Here is a 20,283-nt window from a genome sequence, read left to right as displayed (position 1 = left end):
GAGTCCAATGCGGCACGGAGTCGCGCGTTTCGTCACGGGCTTCCTGGCCCTGCCCGTTGCGCTGTACCTGTTCTACGTGGTGTGGCCGTTCGCGCAGGCGGCGGGATACTCGCTGACCGACTGGGGAGGGTACTCGGATTCCCAGCGTTTCGTCGGGCTGGACAACTACGTCCGGCTGTTCTCCGACGAGCTGATCAGGAAGGCGTTCTGGCACAACGTCTTCTTCCTGGTCACCGTGCCGCTGTTCACCATCGCGCTGGCCCTGTTCCTCGCGTTCCTGCTCAACGTGGGCGGACGCGAGGACAGGGCCGGCATCCGCGGGGTGTTCGGGTCGAGCATTTACAAGGTCATCTTCTTCTTCCCGCAGGTGCTGTCGCTGGTGGTCATCGCCGTCATGTGGCAGCAGATCTACCGGTCCGACCAGCAGGGCCTGATCAACGGCCTGCTGACCAAGATCGGCCTGGTCGACCCGCAGAACCCGATCGCCTTCACCGCCGACCCGGAGCCGTTCCTCGGCGTCCCGGCGGTGCTGTGGTGGCTGCTGCTGATCGCGGTGTGGAGCGGCGCCGGCTTCTACATGGTGCTCTTCTCGGCGGCCATGCAGTCGATCCCGAGGGACATCTACGAGGCGGCCCTCCTCGACGGCGCCGGCCGCTTCCACACCTTCTTCCGGGTCACCCTGCCCCTGCTCCGGGACACCATCTCGGTCGCCTGGGTCTACCTGGGCTTCATCGCCCTGGACATGTACGCCCTGGTCTTCGTCATGACGCCGAGCCAGGGCGGCCCGAACCACGCCAGCGAGATCTTCGCCTCGGTGATCCAGTTCAACGCGTTCCAGAAGGGCCAGTTCGGCTACGCCTGCGCGATCGCCGTGGCGCTGGCCATCTTCACCATCCTGCTGGCCGCCCTCCAGCTGAGGATTACCCGCCGTGAGCGGATCGAGTTCTGAGGAGGCCTGGACGATGAGCACGGTGACCCACACCTCCGGCCAGCGGCGACCCGACGCGGTGCCGCCGGCCGGTCCGGCCGCGAGCCGACGGGCGGAAGCCGCCGCCAAGAGCGTCGGCGGCCGGATATTCAACGGCTTCTCGCACCTGTTCCTCGCGGTGTGGGCGATCATGGTGGTCTACCCGCTGTTCTGGGTGGTGATGTCCGCACTCAAGACCGACTCCGAGGTGATCCGCGAGCCGCTGTCGCTGTTCCCGGAGTCGCTGCAGTGGGACAACTTCGCCCGGGCCTGGACGGCCGGGATCGACAGCTTCTTCCTGAACACGCTGCTGGTGCTCGTCTTCAGCGTGACCCTGACGATGCTGCTGGGCTCGATGGCGGCGTACGCGCTGGCCCGCTACGAGTTCCGGGGCAACCGGCTGATCTACTGGATGTTCCTGTCGGGGCTGACCCTGCCGATCTACCTCGCCGCGGTGCCACTGTTCAAGGGCGTCTACAACATGAACGTGGTGTTCCCGCTGCTCGGCCCGAACAAGCACCTCACGCTGATCCTGGTCTATGTGGCCTGGTCGATGTCGTTCACCGTCTTCTTCATGCATTCGTTCTTCCGGACGCTGCCCAACTCGATCGCCGAGGCGGCCCAGGTCGACGGGGCCTCGCACACCCGGACCTTCTTCAGCGTCATGCTGCCGATGGCCAAGCCGGGCCTGATCAGCATCGGCATCTTCAACGTGCTGGGCCAATGGAACCAGTGGTACCTGCCGACCCTGCTCATGCAGTCGGTCGCCGGCGAGCCGAAGCACCAGGTGATCGCCCAGGGGCTGATCGAGCTCTCGGTCAACCAGGGCTACAAGTCCGACTGGTCGGGGCTGTTCGCCGGCGTCACCATGGCGATGCTGCCGGTGCTCATCGTCTACGTCGTCTTCCAGCGCCAGGTCCAGTCCGGCCTCACCGCCGGCGTCAGCAAGTAACCCCGTCCCACCTCCGGTCGACGCACTTGCACGGAAAGAGTGGCTATCCCGCCGCGGATAGCCACTCTTTCCGTGCAAGAGGGAACGTGCCCGGGGGTCAGGGGTGCCAGGAGCGCCAGAGGGCGGCGTAGGGGCCGTCGGCGCGGACCAGGTCGTGGTGGGTGCCGATCTCGGTGATCCGGCCGTCGGACAGCACGGCGACCCGGTCGGCGTCGTGCGCGGTGTTGAGCCGGTGCGCGATCGCGATGACGGTGCGTCCGGTGAGCACGGCCGCGAGGGCCCGCTCGGTACGCCGGGCGGTGGTCGGGTCGAGGGCGGCGGTCGCCTCGTCGAGGATCAGCGTGTGCGGGTCGGCGAGCACCAGCCGGGCGAGGGCGAGCTGCTGGGCCTCGGCCGCGCCGAGTTGCCGGGCCCCGTCGCCGAGCGGGGTGTCCAGGCCGTCGGGGAGTGCGGCGTACCAGTCGGCCCCGACGGTGCGCAGCGCGGAGCGCATCTGCTCGTCGGTGGCGTCCGGCGCGGCGAAGGCGAGGTTGTCGCGTACCGAGCCGATGAAGACGTGGTGCTCCTGGGTGATCAGGGCGATCCGGCGGCGGCGCTCGGCCGGGTCGAGGTCGGTGACCGGGCAGCCACCGATGCTGACCACGCCCTGGCGGGGCGCGTCGATCCCGGCCAGCAGCCGGGCCAGGGTGGACTTCCCGGCCCCCGACGGGCCGACGACGGCCAGCCGCTCGCCGGGCCGGACCTCCAGGTCGATGCCGTGCAGCACGTCGTGGCCGGCGGCGTAGGAGAAGCGGGCCCCGCGTACGACGAGTCGCTCGTCGCGGGGGGTGCGCGCGGTGCCGGGCGCCTCCGGCGGCACCAGGCCGACCCCGAGCACCCGGGCGAACGAGGCGAAGCCGCGCTGCGCCTGCTCCGTCCAGAGCAGGAGCCGGTCCAGCGGTTCGATGGCCTGTTGCAGGTAGAGCGCGGCGGCGACCACCGCACCGAGCGAGACGTCCCCCCGGGCGAGCAGGTACCCGCCGACGAGCAGCGCCGCGGCGACCGGCAGCGGATAGCTGGCCTCCACCACGCTGAAGAAGACCGTCCGCAGCCCGAGCGTCGCCCGCCGCGCGGCCCACAGCCGGGCGATCCGCGCGGTGCCGCGGGCGATCCGCTCGTCGGCGAGCCGGAACGCCTCGACGGTGCGGGCGCCCTCGGCGGTGCTGGTCAGCGTCTCGGTCAGCGCGGCGGCCGACGCGCCCTCGGCCAGGTACGCGGGGCTGGCCCGCCGCAGGTACCAGCGGAGCGCCGCGCCGATCGACGGCAGCCCGGCCAGCGCCGCCAGGCCGAGCAGCGGGTGCAGCAGGAAGACCGCCCCGAACAGCAGCGTCAGCTGCACCGAGGCGATGACCATGGTGGGCACCACGTCGCGGACGGTGGTGCCGACGGTGGACACGTCGACCGAGCTGCGGGTGGCCAGTTCGCCGGAGCCGGCCCGCTCGACGACGGAGACGGGCAGTTCGAGCGTGCGGTGGACGAAGTCCTCGCGCAGCTCGGCCACGGCCCGCTCGCCGAACCGGTGGCCCGCGTACTGGGCGTACCGGGAGAGCACCGCCTGCACCAGGACCGCCCCGCCGATCGCCAGCGCCAGCCGGTCGACGGTGGCCACCCCGGCACCCCCGGTGACCCGGTCGACGATGCGGCCCAGCAGCCACGGCGGGGCGAGCCCGGCGACCGCGGCGGCGCCGTGCAGCGCCAGCACGCCCAGGACGGCGCGCCGGTGCCGGCCGAGCAGGTCGCGCAGCGCCCGACGTACGGCGCCGCGGTCGGCCACCGGCAGTCGGCTCACCGGAGGGCCCCCTCGGCGTCGGTGGGCCGGTCGACGTCCGGCTCGGCGCTGTCCCGGGCCACCAGCCGCCGGTAGCCGGGATCCCGGTCGAGCAGGTCGGCGTGGCCGCCGGTGCCGACGATCCGGCCCCCCTGCAGGTGGGCGACCGTGTCGGCCCGGCCGAGCAGCAGCGGCGACGTGGCCAGCACGAGGGTGGTCCGCCCGGCCCGCGCGGCCCGGAGCCGCTCGGCGATCCGCGCCTCGGTGTGCGCGTCCACGGCGGACGTCGGGTCGACGAGGATGAGCACCTCCGGCTCGGCGAGCAGCGCCCGGGCCAGGCGCACCCGTTGGCGCTGGCCGCCGGAGAGCGTCCGGGCCCGGGCGTCGAGCGGGGTGTCGAGCCCGTCCGGCAGCGCCTCGGCGACGTCCTCGGCGGACGCGGCGCGCAGCGCCGCCACCACCGGCTCCTCGTCGGTTCCCGGCCCGCCCCGGTCGTCCTCGCCCGGCCGGGTGCGCAGGACCTCGCGCAGCGTCCCGGCGAACAGGTACGAGTCGTGGTCGGCGACCAGGATCCGGGCCCGGACCTCGTCCAGCGCGATCCCGGTCAGCGGCACGCCACCCCAGGTGACGTCGGAGGCGACGTACCGGCCGAGCCGGTCGGCGAGCGCCAGCGCCTCGGCCGGGTCGTCCGCGGCGACCCCGGTCAGCCGCCCGGCGCGCACGGTCAGCCCGGTCACCGGATCGTGCAGGTCGGCGGGACCATCGGGCGCGGGCACCGCCGCCGGCCGGCGGGCCGCCGGCACCCGACCCGGCTCACCGGACCCGGTCCGGGGACCGCCGACGTCGTCCGGGACCAGGTCGAGCAGGGCGACGATCCGGCGGGCGGCCACCCGGCCACGGATCAGTTCGTGGCTGCCCTCCAGCAGGAACCAGACCGGCACGACGAGGGTCGCCACGTATCCGTAGACGGCGACCAGCTCGCCGATGCTGATCTCGCCGGTGACCGCCATCCGGGCGGCCAGCCACACCACCGCCGCGAGGAACAGCCCGGGGATGGCGACCGTGGCCGCGTCGATCCAGCTGTTGACGGCGCCGACCCGGTAGCCCTCGGCGCGCAGGTCGCGGGACCGGGCGGCGTAGCGGCGGGCGAACAGGTCCCGGCCGCCGACCCCGGCGAGGACGCGCAGCCCGGCGACGATGTCGCCGGAGCGGGCGGTGAGGGCGCCCTGCTGCTGCCGGTAGACCGACTCGGCGCGGTCGAGGCGGCGCAGCAGCGGCCCGACCACCAGCCCGACCGCCGGCACGCCCACGAGCACGCAGAGGGCGAGGAAGGGGGAGACCGACCAGAGCACCACGGCGATGACCGCGTAGGCGATCACCGCGCCGACCCCTGGGCCGGTCAGCGTCAGCACCTGCGCCGTCCAGTCGATGTCGGAGCCGCCGACGGTGGCCACCTCGCCCGCGGCGACCCGGCGCGGCAGCACCGCGCCGATCCGGGACAGCTGCCGCAGCAGGACGGCGGCCGAGCGGGCCTTGGCGTCCTCCCGGATGAAGGTCATCGTGCGGTGCCGCATGATGCCCAGGTAGGACAGGCCCACCCCCGCGACGACGATCGCCGCGACCCAGAGCCACAGGGCGCGGTTGTCGTGGGCGCGCAGCCCGTCGTCAACCGCGCGGGCGATCAGCCAGGGCCGCACCGACAGCCCGACCATCCAGGCCGTGCCGAGCAGGCTGCCGCGCAGCACCCGCCAGGGCTGGCAGCGGACCAGCCACCACAGGTAGCGCAACGGCCCCCTGGTGTCCGGAGTGCCGGGCTCGGAATGGGGGATCTGCGGGGGCACCCGCCCACGCTACCGACCAGCGCGAAGATCCACCGACCCGTTTATCGGCGTCCTGGCCTGCCCCGCCACCGCTTCCTGCTCGGCCGGTCGGCCAGACGCGGCAAGCCGGCTCGCCCCGCCGCTGCCTTCGCAGCCGGCCGAGGACGCCCCGCCGGCAAGGGGCTCGGCGAAGGCCCGACGCGAGGTGCGGGCGGGCGGGTCGGTCGGTGTCACAGGGGCGAGGCAGAATCGCATCCGTGCTGGTGGCGGTGGTGGCGGACGAGCGGGGCGGGGGAGTCCTCCAGCCCCTCGACGCCCAGGGGCGTCCCGTCGGCGCGGCCGGCGCCGTCGACGACCTCGCCGCCGCGATCGCCGCCCGGGAGGCCGCCGAGCACCCGCGCTGGGTCTGGGCCTCCGGCCTCGCGCTCTATCCGGCGCTGCTGCGCGCCGGGGTGCGGGTGGAGCGCTGCCACGACGTCGAGCTGACCGAGGCCCTGCTGCTCGGCCACGCCGGCCGCTGGGGCGAGCCGCGTTCGCTCGCCGCCGCGCACGCCCGGCTCACCGGGGCCGCCGTGCCGCCCGACCCGCCGCCCCGACCGCCCGCGCCGCCCGGGCACGGCCAGGGCGCGCTCTTCGACGCCGTCCCCGGGCCGCCGGGCCCGGGCATCGAAGCCCTGGTCGAGGTGTACGCCGACCAGCTCGCCCGGATCGCGGCCACGCCGCACCCGGGCCGGTTCCGGCTGCTGGTCGCCGCCGAGTCGGCCGGCGCGCTGATCGCGGTGGAGATGGGCGCCGCCGGCCTGCCCTGGCGCGTCGACGTGCACGACGCGATCCTCGACGAGCTGCTCGGCGAGGCGTCCCCGGTCGGCGGTCCGCCCCGCCGGCTCGCCGAGCTGGCCGCCCGGATCGCCGACGCCTTCGGCGTACGTCAGGTGCACGCCGACTCCCCGGCGGAGCTGCTGCGGGCGTTCGCCCGGGCCGGGGTGGAGCTGCCCAACACCCGGGCCTGGGTGCTGCGCGGCGTCGACCATCCGGCCGTGCCGCTGGTCCTGGAATACAAGGAGCTCTACCGGATCTGGACGGCGCACGGCCGGGCCTGGCGGGACGCCTGGGTCTCCGACGGCCGCTTCCAGCCGGAGTACGTCCCCGGCGGGGTGGTCTCCGGCCGGTGGGCCACCCGGGGTGGTGGCGCGTTGCAGATCCCCAAGGTGATCCGGCGGGCGGTGGTGGCCGATCCGGGCTGGCGGTTCGTGGTCGCCGACGCCGGCCAGCTGGAGCCCCGGGTGCTCGCGGCGGTCTCCGGCGACGCCCGGCTCGCGGCGGCCGGCGGGGCGGGCGACCTCTACGCGGCCCTGGCCCAGGACGCCTTCGCCGGTGACCGGGCCCGGGCCAAGGTGGCCCTGCTCGGTGCGATGTACGGCCAGACCGGGGGGTCGGCCGTCCCCGCGCTGGCGGTGCTCAAGCGCAGCTACCCGACCGCGTTCGGCTACGTGGAGGCGGCGGCCCGCACCGGCGAGGCGGGCGGCCTGGTCCGTTCCTGGCTCGGGCGTACCTGCCCGCCCGGCACGGCGGGGTTCGTCGACGGCGACGACGCGGGCGTCGACCCGGACGCCGGCGCCGACCCACAGTCCCCGCGCGCCCGGGCGGCCCGGTCCCGGGGACGGTTCACCCGCAACTTCGTCATCCAGGCCACCGCCGCGGAGTGGGCCTCGACGCTGCTCGCCACGCTCCGCGGCGAGCTGGCCGGCACCGCCGCCGAGCTGGTGTTCTTCCAGCACGACGAGGTGATGGTGCACTGCCCGGCCGAGCAGGCCGAGGCGGTCGCCGAGGTGGTCGGTCGGTCCGGCGAGCGGGCCTCGGCGCTGCTGTTCGCGGACACTCCGGTCCGGTTCCCGCTGGATCTGTCCATCGTCGACTGCTACGCCGACGCGGCATAGCGCACAAATTTTCCTATTTGCCCCGCTACCCGGTGCCGGGGGCGCTCGTTGGGTCCGATGTGCGCAACGGGCCGGGCAGCTCTGCTCGGTCCGTCTTCACGACGGAGGTGGCGCAGCTGAACCGGATCGCAGGGATGATCATCGCAGCGGGCGGGGGACGCCGGATCGGCGGACCCGAGGCGCTCCTGCACCAGGGTGGCACGCCCCTGGTGAGCCAGATGATCGACACGATGACCGAGGCGGGCTGCGAGCAGATCGTGGTGGTCCTGGGCGCGGCCGCCGACCAGGTGCGGGAAACCGCCGACCTGAGCCGCGTCACGGTGGTGGTCAACCGCGCCTGGGGCACCGGCGTCGGCTCCTCGATCCGGGCCGGCCTGGCCGCGCTCACCGACGAGGGGGTCGAGGCGGTGGTGGTCGTCCCGGTGGACATGCCGGGCCTCACCCCCGCCGCGGTACGCCGGGTGGCCGCGCTGCCGTACCCGGACGTGCTGGTCTGCGCCACCTACGACGGGCTGCGCGGCTACCCGATGCTCTTCGGCCGGCGGCACTGGTCCGGCATCGCGACGCTGGCCAGCGCCGACGTCGGCGCCCGGCCGTACCTGCTCGCGCACAAGGACCAGATCGTCGACATCGCCTGCGACTCGGTGGCCGACGGCAGCCGGGTCGACACGCCGGAGCTGATGGCGCTCTACGGCCTGACCGTCCCGCCGCAGCGCGTCGGCGTCTGAGCCGTCCCCGGCACCCGGCCCGCCGCGGCCGGCGGCCCCGTCAGCCGGTCTGGTCCTGGTGCCGCGATCCGGAGTGGATCACCCGACGGGTGGCACCATCGTTCGCTCCAGGTCGAACAGGGCGGCGGCGCCGTCCCAGCAGACCGCGCGCAACCAGTCCTCGCCCAGGTCGAGCCGGGCCAACCCGGCCAGTTGCTCGGCGTACGGGTAGGGGATGTTCGGGAAGTCGCTGCCCAGCAGCACCTTGCCGGCCAGCCCCAGCTCGCGCAGCCGGGGCAGCTCACCGGCGGGGAAGGGCACGAACCGGTCGAAGAACGGGGTGAACGCCATGGTGGTGTCGAGCCGCACCCGCTCGTACCGCTCGGCGAGGTCGAGGAAGGCGGCGTAGTCGGGCGCGCCGAGGTGGGCCACGATCGCGCTCAGCCGCGGGTGCCGGGCCAGCAGGGCGGCGAAGCCCGCCGGCCCGGTGTGCGTGGTGCCGACCGGGGCGTGCCCGGCGTGCACCACCACCGGCACGGCCGCGTCGGCGAGCAGCCCCCACACCGTGTCCAGCGCCGGGTCGGTCGGTGCGAACCCGCCGACCTGGACGTGCACCTTGAACACCCGGGCGCCGCCGTCCAGCGCCTCGGCGACGTACCGGGACGCGTCCGGCTCGGGGAAGAAGGTCGCCGAGGGCAGGCACTCCGGCGTGGCCCGGGCGAAGTCCAGCGTCCACCGGTTCAGCTCCGCCGCCATCCCGGGCCGGTGCGGGTACGCCAGCGCGCTGAACGCCCGTACGCCCATCCGCCGCAGGTGCGCCACCCGGTCGTCGTCGCTCCACCGGTACCGGATCGGCCACTCGGTACCCACCAGCGGCCCGGCCGCGTCGAAGTACGCCCACACCCGGCGCAGCAGCCGGGGCGGCAGGAAGTGCACGTGTACGTCGGCCAGCCCGGGAATGCCCAGGTGCCGGCAGAACGCCGGAACGTCGTCGTCGTCGGCCGGCACCGGCCCGCTGGTGGTCACACCTCGATATTGAACCGGTGCAGCACCGACGGTGCCACCAGCCCGACCGCGGCGAGCACGGAGAGCACGGTCAGCGCGGTGCGCAGCACGATCACCTCGGCCTTGCTGCCGGTTCGCAGCGCGATGCCGTTCGGCAGGCCGACCATCAGCCACATCCGCCGTTTGATCGGGATGGGCCAGAGGATCGGCACCCCGGCCTTGGTGATCATGTCGCCGAGGATGTGCACGAAACAGCCCACCCCGACGGCCAGGCCGATCATCGGATAGCCCCGGTCGCCGGGCAGGTTGGCGAAGGTGAACCAGGCGGCGGCGGCCGAGGCCAGCGTGACGATGACCCAGCCGGCGCGCTCGGCCCACTCGTCGAAGAGCCCGCGCAGGGCCAGACCGATCATGAAGAACAGGATGCTCACCACGGCCCACTTGCCGTACGCCGCGCAGAGCGCGGTGGTGCCCCAGCCGACGAGGACGGTGAACGGCAGGGTGTGGGTCAGCGTCCGGTGGCCGTTGTTGCGGCGCGGGTCCCGGCTCAGCTTGGTGGCGTAGTAGACGCCGAGCGAGATCTTCTCCATCACCTCGGCGATGAAGAGCGAGAAGACCCCGAAGGTGCGGGCCACCGTCGCGCCGCCCTGGTTGCGGGTGACCTTGCCGGAGAGGTCGAGGTCGGGGAAGAGCGCCCCGCCGGCGCAGACCGCGGTGCCGACGGCCAGCGCCAGCGGCGACTGGTGGTAGTCGGCGAACTGGTCCAGCGCCCACGAGCCGGTCAGCCACACCGCCGCGCCGGACAGCGCGTGGGACGGTCCCATCATGTCGCGTCGCCCTCCCCAGGTTCTTGATCGACAAAGCTACGCCACTGTGTCAGAGCCGCCGCCGGAGGGGCAATCACCCGGACGGTCCACAGGGGAGGGCGTCAGGCGGCGGGCCGGAAGCTCTGCCGGATCATCAGGAAGTATGTCGCGTTGACCTGCCAGTCGAACTCTTCTGTCAACCATGAGACGGTGTAGGCCCGGCCCGCCGCGACCGCCACGATCAAGCGGGCGGTGTGCACCTGCACCCCGGCGGCGTTGAGCCAGGAACACTCCCACAGCGCCCCGCCCCGGAACAGGTCCAGCCGGGAGATGTCCACCCGGCGGTAGCCGGGCAGCGCCCCGTCGCCGGTCAACCGTCGCTCCTCGGCCCGCCAGTGGGCGACCGGGTCCGCCGGCGCGACGCCGGGGGCCACGCTGAGCACCCGTCCGCCGCCCGGCTCCCGGAAGCAGGTCACCGGGCCGTCGGTGAAGCGCAGCCAGCGGGCCGGGGCGGCGATCCGGAAGCCGCTCGCGTCCTCGTACCAGGTCCAACCCGCAACCAGCGCGGGCTCGCCGCTCGGCGGTGGCACGGAGGGGACCGGGGTGGCGTCCGCCGGGGCGGGCGTGCCGCAGGGAAAGGCGACGGGCCGGACGGCGGTCGCGCCCCCGCCGCCGCCGGGGGAGGGCGACGCCCGGTCGCCGCCCCCGCGCAGCGCCGCCGCGACGCCGGCGCCGACCAGCAGCGTGCTCGCCACGGCGACCGCGACCAGCTCCTGCCGCCGGCGGCGCGCGCCGCCCCGGCGCGGCGCGACGACCGGGGCGGGTGCGGCGGCGGCCGACGGCACGACGGCGTCCCCCGGTGCCGGTGAGCCTCCGGCCCGCTCGCCGCCGTCCCCGGCCGGAGCGTCCGTCGACGTCGGAGCGTCCGTCGACATCGGGGCGTCCGCCGGTGTCGGTGCGCCGCCCGCCGCCGGACGGCCGGCCTTCCATGACACGGGCAGCGCGGCGGCTGGGACCGCACCCGGCCGTGTCCCGGCATCCGGAGTGGCGGGACGGGTGCCGTCGGACGCCGGCCGGTCGATCGCCGCGGGGCGCCGGCCCGCCGGCGGCAACCCGGAATCGGGGGCGGCGAGCGCCGCCCGCAGCAGCCGTTCGGCCTCGACCGCGGTCAGCCGACGCCACGGGTCGCGCTGCAACAGCCCCTCGAGCACCGGCCGGAGCGGCCCGGCCCGGCGGACCGGGTCGGGCGGCTCGGTGGCCAGCGCGCTCAGCGTCGCCATCGCGGTGGGCCGGGCGTACGGGGACTGGCCCTCCACGGCCGCGTACAACGTCGCGCCCAGCGACCACAGGTCGGTACGCGAGTCGGAGACGCCGTCCCGGGCCCGTTCCGGGGCGACGAACTGCGGTGAGCCGAACACCAGGCCCGGGCCGGTCATCAGGCCGTCGCCACCGTCGAAGGTGGCCAGCCCGAAGTCGGTGAGCATCACCCGCCCGTCGTCGGCGACCAGCACGTTGTGCGGCTTGACGTCGCGGTGCAGCACCCCGGCGGCGTGCGCGGCGCGCAGCGCGGCCAGCACCGCCAGCCCGATCCCCGCGGCCCGCCCCGGCTCCAGCGGTCCCTCGGTGGTGAGGATCTGCTGCACCGAGCGGGACGGCACGTACTCCATCACGATCCACGGGCTGTCCCGGTCGTGCACGACGTCGTAGAGCCGGACCACGTTGGGGTGGTTCAGCCGGGCCGCGGTGCGCGCCTCGCGCAGCGTCCGCCGTCGCAGCTCGTCCCGTTCGGCCTCGTCGAGCCAGTTGGGTGGGACGACCTCCTTGACCGCGACGTCCCGGTGCAGCATCTCGTCGCGGGCCAGCCAGACCCGGCCCATCCCGCCGCTGCCGACCAGGTCGAGCAGCCGGTACCGCCCGGCGACCAGCAGTTGCTGCACGACGCTCCCTCTCGGCTACCCCCGATACACGATATCCAGCGGCCTGCGGTTTCTCATCCACAGCGCGGTCCGGTCCGGGGGCCCTCAGGTCGGCGAGACCACCTCGGTGACCCGGCCGCGGAAGCTCTGCCGCACCACGGTGAACTGCCCCGTCGCCGCGGCCCAGTCGTCGTCCGCCGTGCTCCAGCCGAGCAGCCACCCGCCGGCCTCGTCGCCGGGCAGCAGCCGCAGCGCGTGCTGCCGTTCGCCGAACGGGGCCGTCCAGCGACACTCCCACAGCGCACCCCGGCCGGCGGCCGCGCCGATCCGCACCTTGGCGTACTTCGGCAGCGTGCCGGCGTCGACCAGCCGGCGCTCCTCCGACCGCAGCCAGGCGACCGGGTCGGGGTGCTCGGCGGTGACCGGCTCGACGCTCAGCGTGCGCAGACTGGACGGGTCCCGGAAGCAGGCGACCCCGTTCTCGGTGAACCGCAGCCAGCCGACCGGCACCGTGACCCGCCAGCCCTCCTCGACGTGCCAGGTCCAGCCGGCCGGTGGGCGGAAGCCGCCGTCGGCGGTGCCGGGCCGGGCGACGATCGGCTCGCCCACCGGGTGCGGCCGCAGGCAGGGGAAGGGCGGGGGGTGCGGCGGAGGGCCGCCGTCCGGCGGCGGCGGTCGGCCCGGTCCCCGGCCGTACGGTCGGTCCGGCCCGCCGTCCACGGTGGAGGCGGATCCGCTGACCGGCGTCGCGGTCGGCGAGCCGCCCGGCTCGTCGTCGACGATCGCGAAGGCGGTGCCGATCCCGGTGGCCGCCGCCACGCCCAGCGCCGTCACCACCAGCGCCACCCGGCGCGGGGCGAGCCGCAGCCAGGCCAGGACGCGCGCGAGCACGGCGCCGAGGTCGACCCGCACGGACGGACGGTCGCCGGCTGCGGCGGCGGCCTGGCCGGCGCGGGTGGCGGGGCCGTTCGCCTCCCCGGAGCCGGTGGCGGTCCCGTCGGTCGCCCGGGCCGTCGGGTCGGTGGCCGCCGCCTCCCGGGCGGCGCGGGTGGCCCCGCCCTCCGCTTCGCCGGACCCGGCCGGGCTCTCCTCGGCGGCGGGCTGCGAGGTGCCGGAGCGGCCCGGCGGGGCGTACGGCGACGACAGTCCACCGGACGATCCCGTGCCGCCGCTGCCGGCTCCCGACGGGTCCAACACGCCGGGCCAGGGCGGCGGTGGAGCCACGAGGGCCGCGGAGCGGGCGACGGAGCGCGCCACGGTGGGCGGCTCGGTGGCGGGCGGGACCGGCGGGTGCGCGGCGGCCGCGATCAGCCGGTCGGCCTCGTCGTGGCGGATCCGCCGGCGCGGGTCCCGGCGCAGCAGCCCTTCCAGCGCCGGCCCCAGCGGACCGGCGTGCGGCGCCGGGTCGGGTGGCTCGGTGGCCAGTGCCGCCAGGGTCGCCATCGCGGTGCTGCGGGCGTACGGCGAGCGCCCCTCGACGGCGGCGTGCAGGGTGGCGCCGAGCGACCAGAGGTCGGCCTCCACGCTGGACACGCCCTCGGCGGCGCGTTCCGGGGCGACGAACTGAGGGGAGCCGAGGACCATGCCGGGCCGGGTCATCAACCCGTCGCCACCGTCGAAGGTGGCCAGCCCGAAGTCGGTGAGCATCACCCGCCCGTCGTCGGCCATCAGCACGTTCTGCGGCTTGACGTCGCGGTGCAGCACCCCGGCGCTGTGCGCGGCGCGCAGCGCGGCCAGCAGCGCCCGCCCGATGCCGGCCGCGCGCACCGGGTCGACCGGGCCGGTGTCCTCCAGGACGGCCTGCAACGTCCGGGAGGGGACGTACTCCATCACGATCCACGGGTGGTCGTCGACCTGGACCACGTCGTAGACGCGGACCACGTTGGGGTGGTTGAGCCGGGCCGCGGTGCGCGCCTCGCGCAGCGTCCGCAGCCGCAGCTCGTCGCGCTCCGCCTCGGCCAGCCAGTGCGGTGGTACGACCTCCTTGACCGCCACCTCGCGGTGCAGGATCTCGTCCCGGGACCGCCAGACCCGGCCCATCCCGCCCCGGCCCACCAGTTCCACCAGGCGGTACCGGCCGGCGATCACTTCTCGCTGCACGGTTCTCCTCACCGTTGGCCGACGTACACCGTAGCCAATGGATCGGGGGAGCCCTATCCGTCGTGGGGATTCGGCGGTTCAGCAGGCCGCTTCGTCCATCGCCAGCAGGTTGCCCTCCGGGATGGGGATCCGCGCTCGCCCGCCGGCCAGCAGCGCGGCGGCCCGCCGGGCCTGGAAGGTGCCGTGCTCGCGTCGGGCGGCGGCGTAGCTGTCCGCGGTGCGGGCCGCGATGGTCGCCCAGCCGTACCGCCGGCTGACCATGGTGCGGGCGCGGCGGGCCACCCGGCGGGCGAAGACCTCGTCGCGGAGGAGTTGGTCCACCGCGCCGGCGAGGGCGTCCGGGTCGCTGTGCGGGAAGGTCACCCCGGTGACACCGGGCTCGACGATCTCGGCCAGCCCGCCGGTGCTGGCCACCGCCAGCGGCGCGCCGGCCGCCGCGGCTTCGAGGGCCACCATGCCGAACGGCTCGTAGAGGCTCGGCACCACGGTCGCGTCGGTGGCTGCCAGCACCGCCGGGAGCTGGGTGGCGTCCATGAAGCCGGCGAAGCGGACGGTGTCGCCGAGGTCGAGTCGCCGCGTCTGGTCCACCAGCTCCTCCCGGTACGGCCCGTCGCCGGCGATCACCACCCGCAGCCCCGGGTGTCGCCGGCGCAGGTGCGGCACCGCGTGCACCAGGTGCTGGACGCCCTTCTCGTAGACCAGCCGGCCGGCGTAGCCGACCAGGGGACCGTCCCCGGCGAACCGGGCGCGGGCCGAGGCGACCGCCCGGGGGCGGGCGTGCCAGGCCCGGTCGTCGACGCCGTTGGGCACCGCGTCGACCCGCCCGGCCGGCACCTCGAAGAGCCGGGTCACCTGGTCGCGCATGTAGCCCGAGCAGGCGATCACCCGGGCGGATGCGTTGCTGAGCCAGTGCTCGACGCCGTGGATGGTGCGGTTCATCTCCTCCGGCAGCCAGCCCTGGTGCCGGCCGGCCTCGGTGGCGTGGATGGTGCTGACCAGCGGGACGTCCAGGTGCTCGCGCAGGGTCATCGCGGTGTGCGCGACGAGCCAGTCGTGAGCGTGGATCACGTCGTACGAGCCGGACTCGGTGGCGCGCAGCGCGGCCCGGGTCAGGGTGTGGTTGAAGGCCATCGTCCAGGCCAGCAGGGAGCCGGTGGCCAGCGGGAAGGTCACCGGGTCCTCGGCGGCGCGCAGCACGCGTACGCCGTCGGCGTACTCCTCCAGGGGCGCGCCCTCGGCGTGCCGGGTGACGACGGTGACCTCGTGCCCGGCGGCGGCCAGGGCCACCGACAGCGCGTGCACGTGCCGGCCGAGTCCGCCGACGAGCACGGGCGGGTATTCCCAGGAGAGGATCAGCACCCGTTGGTGCCGGGCGGGGTGGATGTCGATCACGTCGGCGTCAGGTGACATGAAGGCCCCCTTGGAGTTGTCCCCCGTACGTGCGGCGGAAGGCACCCCACCGGGTGCCCGCCGTCTCGCCTGGGTCGGGGCCCATCCTGCCGACCGCTGGATAACCAGCGGAGACGCCGCCGTTGCCGGTGTGTAACGCGTGCCTATCGCGGCCGGCGGACGCGCAGCAGCTCGGCCACCGACCACGCCTGGAACGGGCAGCCGGTGGCGGCGTACGGCGGGGTGCCGTCGGCCGTCTCGCTCACCGATCCTAGGCCATAATCGCCCAAATGGCCCTCAAGCCCGACCAAAAGGTCATCGGTAGGTAGACCGCCCTTCCGGTACGCGTCGACGAACGGTCCGATCAGCCACGGCCAGACGGTCCCCTGGTGGTAGGCGGTGTCCCGCTCGGCCGGCCCGCCCCGGTGCCGGGCGGCGAAGTCGGGGGAGTCGGGGGAGAGGCTGCGCGGGCCGAGCGGGGTGAACAGCCCGGCCGCCACCCGGCGCAGCACCGCCGGGTCCGGCTCCAGCGGGGCGTACGGCAGGGACCAGGCCAGCAGCTGGTTGGGGCGCAGCAGGTCGTCGTCGTGGTGCGCCGCCCCGCCCAGCGGATAGGCCGGCGCCGGCGCGTCCACCACGTCGTGCAGCCAGCCGGCCGGCGACGGGAACCGCTTGCCGAACGCCTCCCGAGCCCGGGCGTGCAGCCGCCACAGCTCGGCCGCGTCCCGGCCGGCCAGCTCGGTCAGCTCGGCCAGACCGGCCAGGCCGTTGACCCAGAGCGCGTTGACCTCGACCGGCTTGCCGGTGCGCGGCGTCACCGGCACTCCGTAGACCCGCGCGTCCATCCAGGTGAGCGCGGTGCCCGGGGTGCCGCCCTGGGTGAGCAGGCCGTCGGCCGGGTCGACCGCGATGCCGTACCGGGTGCCGGCCAGGTGCGCCTCGACCACCCCGTGCAGCGCCGGCAGCAGCTCGGCCGCGAGGTCGTCGTCCCCGGTGCGGGTCACGTGCCGGCTCACCGCGTGCAGGAACCACAGCGTCGCGTCGACGGTGTTGTACTCCACCCGGCCGGTGTCGGCGGTGTTCGCCAGCATCCCCTCCGACAGCGTGGCCGCGTACGACCGCAGCAGCGCCCGCCCCTCGTCGGCCCGCCCGGTGCACAGGAACAACCCCTCGTACGAGGTCATCGTGTCCCGCGACCAGGCCCCGAACCAGGGGTAACCGGCCACCACGTCGGGCCCGGCACCGGTGCGCACCACGAAGGCGTCCGCGGCCAGGGTGAGGGTGGCCTCGACCGGGTCGGCCGGCTTCGCCGCCGCCACCACCGCCCGGTGCCGCCGCCGGGCTGCCGCGACCACCTCGGCCGCCGGCGGCGGCTCGTCGGCGAGGTCGCCGGCCCAGGCCAGCACCGACACCGTCTCGCCGGGGCGGTCCAGCGCGCCGGCGAAGCGGCCCGCGTACCAGAGGTCCTCCTCCGGGTGCAGCCCGCGCGCGGCCTCCGCGCGGTGGTGCACGCCGAGCCACCACTGCCCCTCGGGCGTCCAGTCCGGCCCGGCCAGTCGGAACGAGCCCTCGACCACCGCGCCGCCGTCGACCGGCTCCATCACCGGCGCCGGGCCGTCCGCGCGGCGCTCGCCGTGGGTGTCCCGCCAGGTGCACGCCGCCGAGAGCTCCAGCCGGACCGGGCCGCCGGCGACCAGCCGGTGCACCACCGCCACGCCGGGGCGGCCGTGGGTCATCGCCAGCTCCCGCTCGATCACCACGTCGCCGATCCGCCAGCGCCAGCGCGGCAGCCCGTCGACCAGCTCGAAGCGCTCCAGCAGCTCGAAGCCACGCGGGTCGACCACGCCCGAGGACCACTCGTGCGCGCCGAGCCGGACCCGCGCCCCGGTGGGCAGGGTCACCGCCGGGTCCAGGCTCACCAGTCCCACGCGGCGTCTCGCCGGCGTCTCGCCGGCCACCACCAGCAGGCCGTGGTAGCGCCGGGTGCGCAGCCCGCTGACCGTGCCCATCGCGTACCCGCCCAGGCCGTCGGTGACCAGCCACTCCCGGGTGGCCCCGCCGGCCAGTTCGCCGCAGACCTGCGGACCGAAACCGATCTCGATCAACTACTTTCCTCCTGCGGCCGCGAGGTGTGACGCGCCACGACGACAATGGCCCTTGTGGTGAAGTACCCGGGCGGCGTCGAAGATGTGCACGTGTTCACCGACTCCTCGCCCTCCGACGCACCGTCCCCCGACGCCGAGCGGCTCCGGCTGGCCCAGGCCGATGCCGGGGAGCAGGACTGGCGCGCATGGGGTCCCTATCTGTCCGAGCGGGCGTGGGGGACGGTCCGGGAGGACTACAGCGAGCACGGTACGGCGTGGGACTACTTCCCCCACGACCACGCGCGGTCCAGAGCCTACCGGTGGAACGAGGACGGCATGGCGGGCGTCTGCGACGACCGGCAGACCTTCTGCTTCTCCCTCGCGCTCTGGAACGGCGTCGACCCGATCCTCAAGGAGCGGATGTTCGGCCTCGGCGGCGACGGCGGCAACCACGGTGAGGACGTCAAGGAGTACTGGTGGTACGAGGACTCCACGCCCACCCACTCCTGGATGCGCTGGCGCTACCACTACCCGCAGGCCGCCTTCCCGTACGACGAGCTGGTCGCGGTCAACGCGCTGCGCGCGCGGGACGAGACCGAGTACGAGCTGGTCGACACCGGAATCTTCGACGACGACCGGTACTGGGCGGTGACCGTCGACTACGCCAAGGCCTCGCCGACCGACATGTGCATCCTCGTCACGGTCGCCAACCGGGGCGACGAGGCGGCCACCCTGCACGTGCTGCCGCACCTGTTCTTCCGCAACACCTGGGCCTGGGGGCTGCCCGGCGCCGACCGGGTGCCGCGGCTGGTCGGCGAGGGCACCCGGCTGGTCGGTGAGCACGGGGTGCTGGGCCAGGTCCTGCTGGAGGGCGATGGCGGGCCGACCCCGCTGCTCTGCGACAACGACACCAACGCCGAGCGGCTCTGGGGGCTGCCGGGACGGTCGCCGTACCCGAAGGACGGCATCAACGACCACGTCGTGACCGGCGCGGCCACGGTCAACCCGGCGCGCGAGGGGACGAAGGGGGCGCTGCACTACGTCCTCGACGTGCCCGCCGGCGGCCAGCGGCAGATCCGGCTGCGGCTCACCCGCACCGCCCCGCCGCCCGGCACCGCTCCGCCGCCCCCGGCGGACCTGCGCGACGGCTTCGACGCGGTGATCTGGGCCCGCCGGGCCGAGGCCAACCGGTTCTTCGCCGGGGTCATCCCGGCGGCGGCCAGCGCCGACGAGGCCCTGATCGCCCGGCAGGCCATCGCCGGGCTGATGTGGGGCAAGCAGTTCTACCACTTCGACGTCAAGCGGTGGCTGGAGGGCGATCCCGGCTCCGCGCCGCCGCCGGCCGGCCGCCGGCACGGGCGCAACAGCGCCTGGTGGCACATGAACAGCTTCGACGTGATCTCCATGCCCGACCCCTGGGAGTACCCCTGGTACGCCGCCTGGGACCTGGCCTTCCACTGCGTCAGCATCGCCCGGGTCGACCCGGGTTTCGCCAAGGACCAACTGCTGCTCCTGCTCCGCGAGTGGTACCTGCACCCCAACGGGCAGATCCCGGCGTACGAGTGGGCGTTCGGCGACGTCAACCCGCCGGTGCACGCCTGGGCGGCGCTGAAGGTGTTCGAGATCGACGGCGGGCGCGACCACGAGTTCCTGGCCCGGGTGATGCACAAGCTGCTGCTCAACTTCACCTGGTGGGTCAACCGCAAGGACACCGGCGGCAACAACGTCTTCGAGGGCGGCTTCCTCGGGCTGGACAACGTCGGCCCGTTCGACCGGTCGGCCGCGCTGCCGGTGGCCGGGGTGCTGGAACAGTCCGACGGCACCGGCTGGATGGCGATGTACGCGCTCAACCTGCTGGACATGGCCATCGTGCTGGCCGAGCACGACCACGCCTACGTCGACACCGCCACCAAGTTCTTCGAGCACTTCGCGTACATCGCGGCGGCCGCGTACTCGCAGGGGCTCTGGGACGAGGAGGACGCCTTCTTCTACGACGTGCTCCGGCTGGCCGACGGCAGCCAGGTGCCGCTGCGGGTGCGGTCGGTGGTCGGCCTGCTGCCGCTGGCCGCCACCACCCGGCTCACCGCGAAGACCCTGCAGCGCCTGCCCGAGCTGGGCGCCCGGCTGCGCTGGTTCCTCACCCACCGCCCCGAGTACGCCGACGTGATCGGCGCCCGCCGGCTCGGTCCGGACGGCCGCCAGCAGCGGCTGCTCTCCATGGTCGGCCCGGAGCAGGTGGTCCGGCTGCTCGCCCGGATGCTGGACCCCGACGAGTTCCTCTCCGACTTCGGCCTGCGTACGCTGAGCCGCGCCCATCTGGACAAGCCCTTCTCGGTGACCCTCGGCGGGCAGGAGTTCTCCGTCGGGTACGAGCCGGCCGAGTCGACCAGCGGCCTGTTCGGCGGCAACTCCAACTGGCGGGGCCCGATCTGGATGCCGACCAACTTTCTGCTGATCAGCGCGCTGCGCGACTACGCCGCGTTCTTCGGCGACGACCTCCAGGTGGAGTACCCGACCCGCTCCGGGCGCAAGTGCACCCTGGACGAGATCGCCGACGACCTGTCGGCCCGGCTGATCTCGTTGTTCACCCGGGACGACTGGGGACGGCGGCCGATCTACGGCGCCGCCCAGCTCTTCCAGACCCACCCCGACTGGCGGGACCTGATCTCCTTCCCGGAGTACTTCCACGGCGACAACGGCGCCGGCCTGGGGGCCTGGCACCAGACCGGGTGGACCGCGCTGGTTGCGGACCTCATCCTCACCCTGCGGCGCTGACCGCCCGGGGGAGAGTCG

13 protein-coding genes are annotated in these 20,283 nt (G+C 74.6%); 5 read left to right on the top strand and 8 right to left on the bottom strand.

Annotation, left to right across the window (positions count from 1 at the left end; translation table 11 throughout):
* Positions 1-7 precede the first annotated feature (7 nt).
* Both V6U89_RS25010 and V6U89_RS25005 read left to right on the top strand, forming a co-directional pair.
* Positions 8-949: a carbohydrate ABC transporter permease gene (locus tag V6U89_RS25010; protein ID WP_334574096.1), complete on the top strand. Its 942-nt coding sequence runs from the start codon at positions 8-10 to the stop codon at positions 947-949.
* A gap of 13 nt (positions 950-962) precedes the next feature.
* A complete protein-coding gene (locus V6U89_RS25005) occupies positions 963-1,919 on the top strand; it encodes a carbohydrate ABC transporter permease (RefSeq protein WP_334574093.1) in 957 nt (318 codons plus the stop codon).
* A 97-nt stretch (positions 1,920-2,016) separates the two neighbouring features.
* Here V6U89_RS25005 and V6U89_RS25000 read toward each other — a convergent pair whose 3' ends face one another.
* Both V6U89_RS25000 and V6U89_RS24995 read right to left on the bottom strand, forming a co-directional pair.
* A complete protein-coding gene (locus V6U89_RS25000; RefSeq protein ID WP_334574091.1) occupies positions 2,017-3,747 on the bottom strand; it encodes an ABC transporter ATP-binding protein in 1,731 nt (576 codons plus the stop codon).
* Positions 3,744-5,471 (bottom strand): ABC transporter ATP-binding protein, encoded by a 1,728-nt coding sequence (locus V6U89_RS24995; protein ID WP_334574139.1) that lies wholly within the window; start codon positions 5,469-5,471, stop codon positions 3,744-3,746. Before V6U89_RS24995 ends, V6U89_RS25000 begins: the two co-directional genes overlap by 4 nt.
* Positions 5,472-5,803: 332 nt before the next feature.
* Between V6U89_RS24995 and V6U89_RS24990 the strand changes: the two genes are divergently transcribed.
* Positions 5,804-7,483, top strand: coding sequence for a bifunctional 3'-5' exonuclease/DNA polymerase (locus V6U89_RS24990; protein ID WP_442933983.1), 1,680 nt, complete (start codon positions 5,804-5,806; stop codon positions 7,481-7,483).
* A gap of 134 nt (positions 7,484-7,617) precedes the next feature.
* The gene (locus tag V6U89_RS24985; RefSeq protein WP_334574086.1) at positions 7,618-8,211 is read left to right on the top strand and encodes a nucleotidyltransferase family protein; all 594 of its coding nucleotides are present in this window, start codon (positions 7,618-7,620) and stop codon (positions 8,209-8,211) included.
* Between the two features lie 78 nt (positions 8,212-8,289).
* On the opposite strand, the gene V6U89_RS24980 is transcribed toward V6U89_RS24985, so the two are convergent.
* From V6U89_RS24980 to V6U89_RS24955, 6 genes are all read right to left on the bottom strand, one after another.
* Positions 8,290-9,216 carry an amidohydrolase family protein gene (locus tag V6U89_RS24980; protein WP_334574084.1) on the bottom strand — a complete coding sequence of 309 codons (927 nt, stop codon included), beginning with the start codon at positions 9,214-9,216 and terminating at the stop codon, positions 8,290-8,292.
* Positions 9,213-10,022 (bottom strand): metal-dependent hydrolase, encoded by an 810-nt coding sequence (locus tag V6U89_RS24975; RefSeq protein WP_179805676.1) that lies wholly within the window; start codon positions 10,020-10,022, stop codon positions 9,213-9,215. The genes V6U89_RS24980 and V6U89_RS24975 overlap by 4 nt, the downstream gene beginning before the upstream one ends.
* Before the next feature lie 101 nt (positions 10,023-10,123).
* Positions 10,124-11,938 (bottom strand): serine/threonine-protein kinase, encoded by a 1,815-nt coding sequence (locus V6U89_RS24970; RefSeq protein WP_334574079.1) that lies wholly within the window; start codon positions 11,936-11,938, stop codon positions 10,124-10,126.
* Positions 11,939-12,022: 84 nt separating this feature from the next.
* Positions 12,023-14,017 (bottom strand): serine/threonine-protein kinase, encoded by a 1,995-nt coding sequence (locus V6U89_RS24965; RefSeq protein WP_334574075.1) that lies wholly within the window; start codon positions 14,015-14,017, stop codon positions 12,023-12,025.
* Positions 14,018-14,095: 78 nt separating this feature from the next.
* Positions 14,096-15,427 (bottom strand): glycosyltransferase family 4 protein, encoded by a 1,332-nt coding sequence (locus V6U89_RS24960; RefSeq protein WP_334574073.1) that lies wholly within the window; start codon positions 15,425-15,427, stop codon positions 14,096-14,098.
* A gap of 143 nt (positions 15,428-15,570) precedes the next feature.
* Positions 15,571-17,511: an amylo-alpha-1,6-glucosidase gene (locus V6U89_RS24955; protein ID WP_334574070.1), complete on the bottom strand. Its 1,941-nt coding sequence runs from the start codon at positions 17,509-17,511 to the stop codon at positions 15,571-15,573.
* A gap of 45 nt (positions 17,512-17,556) precedes the next feature.
* On the opposite strand from V6U89_RS24955, the gene V6U89_RS24950 reads away from it, so the two are divergent.
* On the top strand, positions 17,557-20,265 hold the full coding sequence (locus V6U89_RS24950) for an MGH1-like glycoside hydrolase domain-containing protein (protein ID WP_334574068.1): 2,709 nt from the start codon (positions 17,557-17,559) through the stop codon (positions 20,263-20,265).
* Positions 20,266-20,283: the final 18 nt, after the last annotated feature.

The organism is Micromonospora sp. CPCC 206171 (assembly GCF_036906755.1).
GTDB classification, from domain to species: domain Bacteria; phylum Actinomycetota; class Actinomycetes; order Mycobacteriales; family Micromonosporaceae; genus Micromonospora; species Micromonospora purpureochromogenes.
The sequence above is the reverse complement of the archived record's forward strand: the minus strand, read 5'-3'. Positions and strand labels throughout refer to the sequence as shown.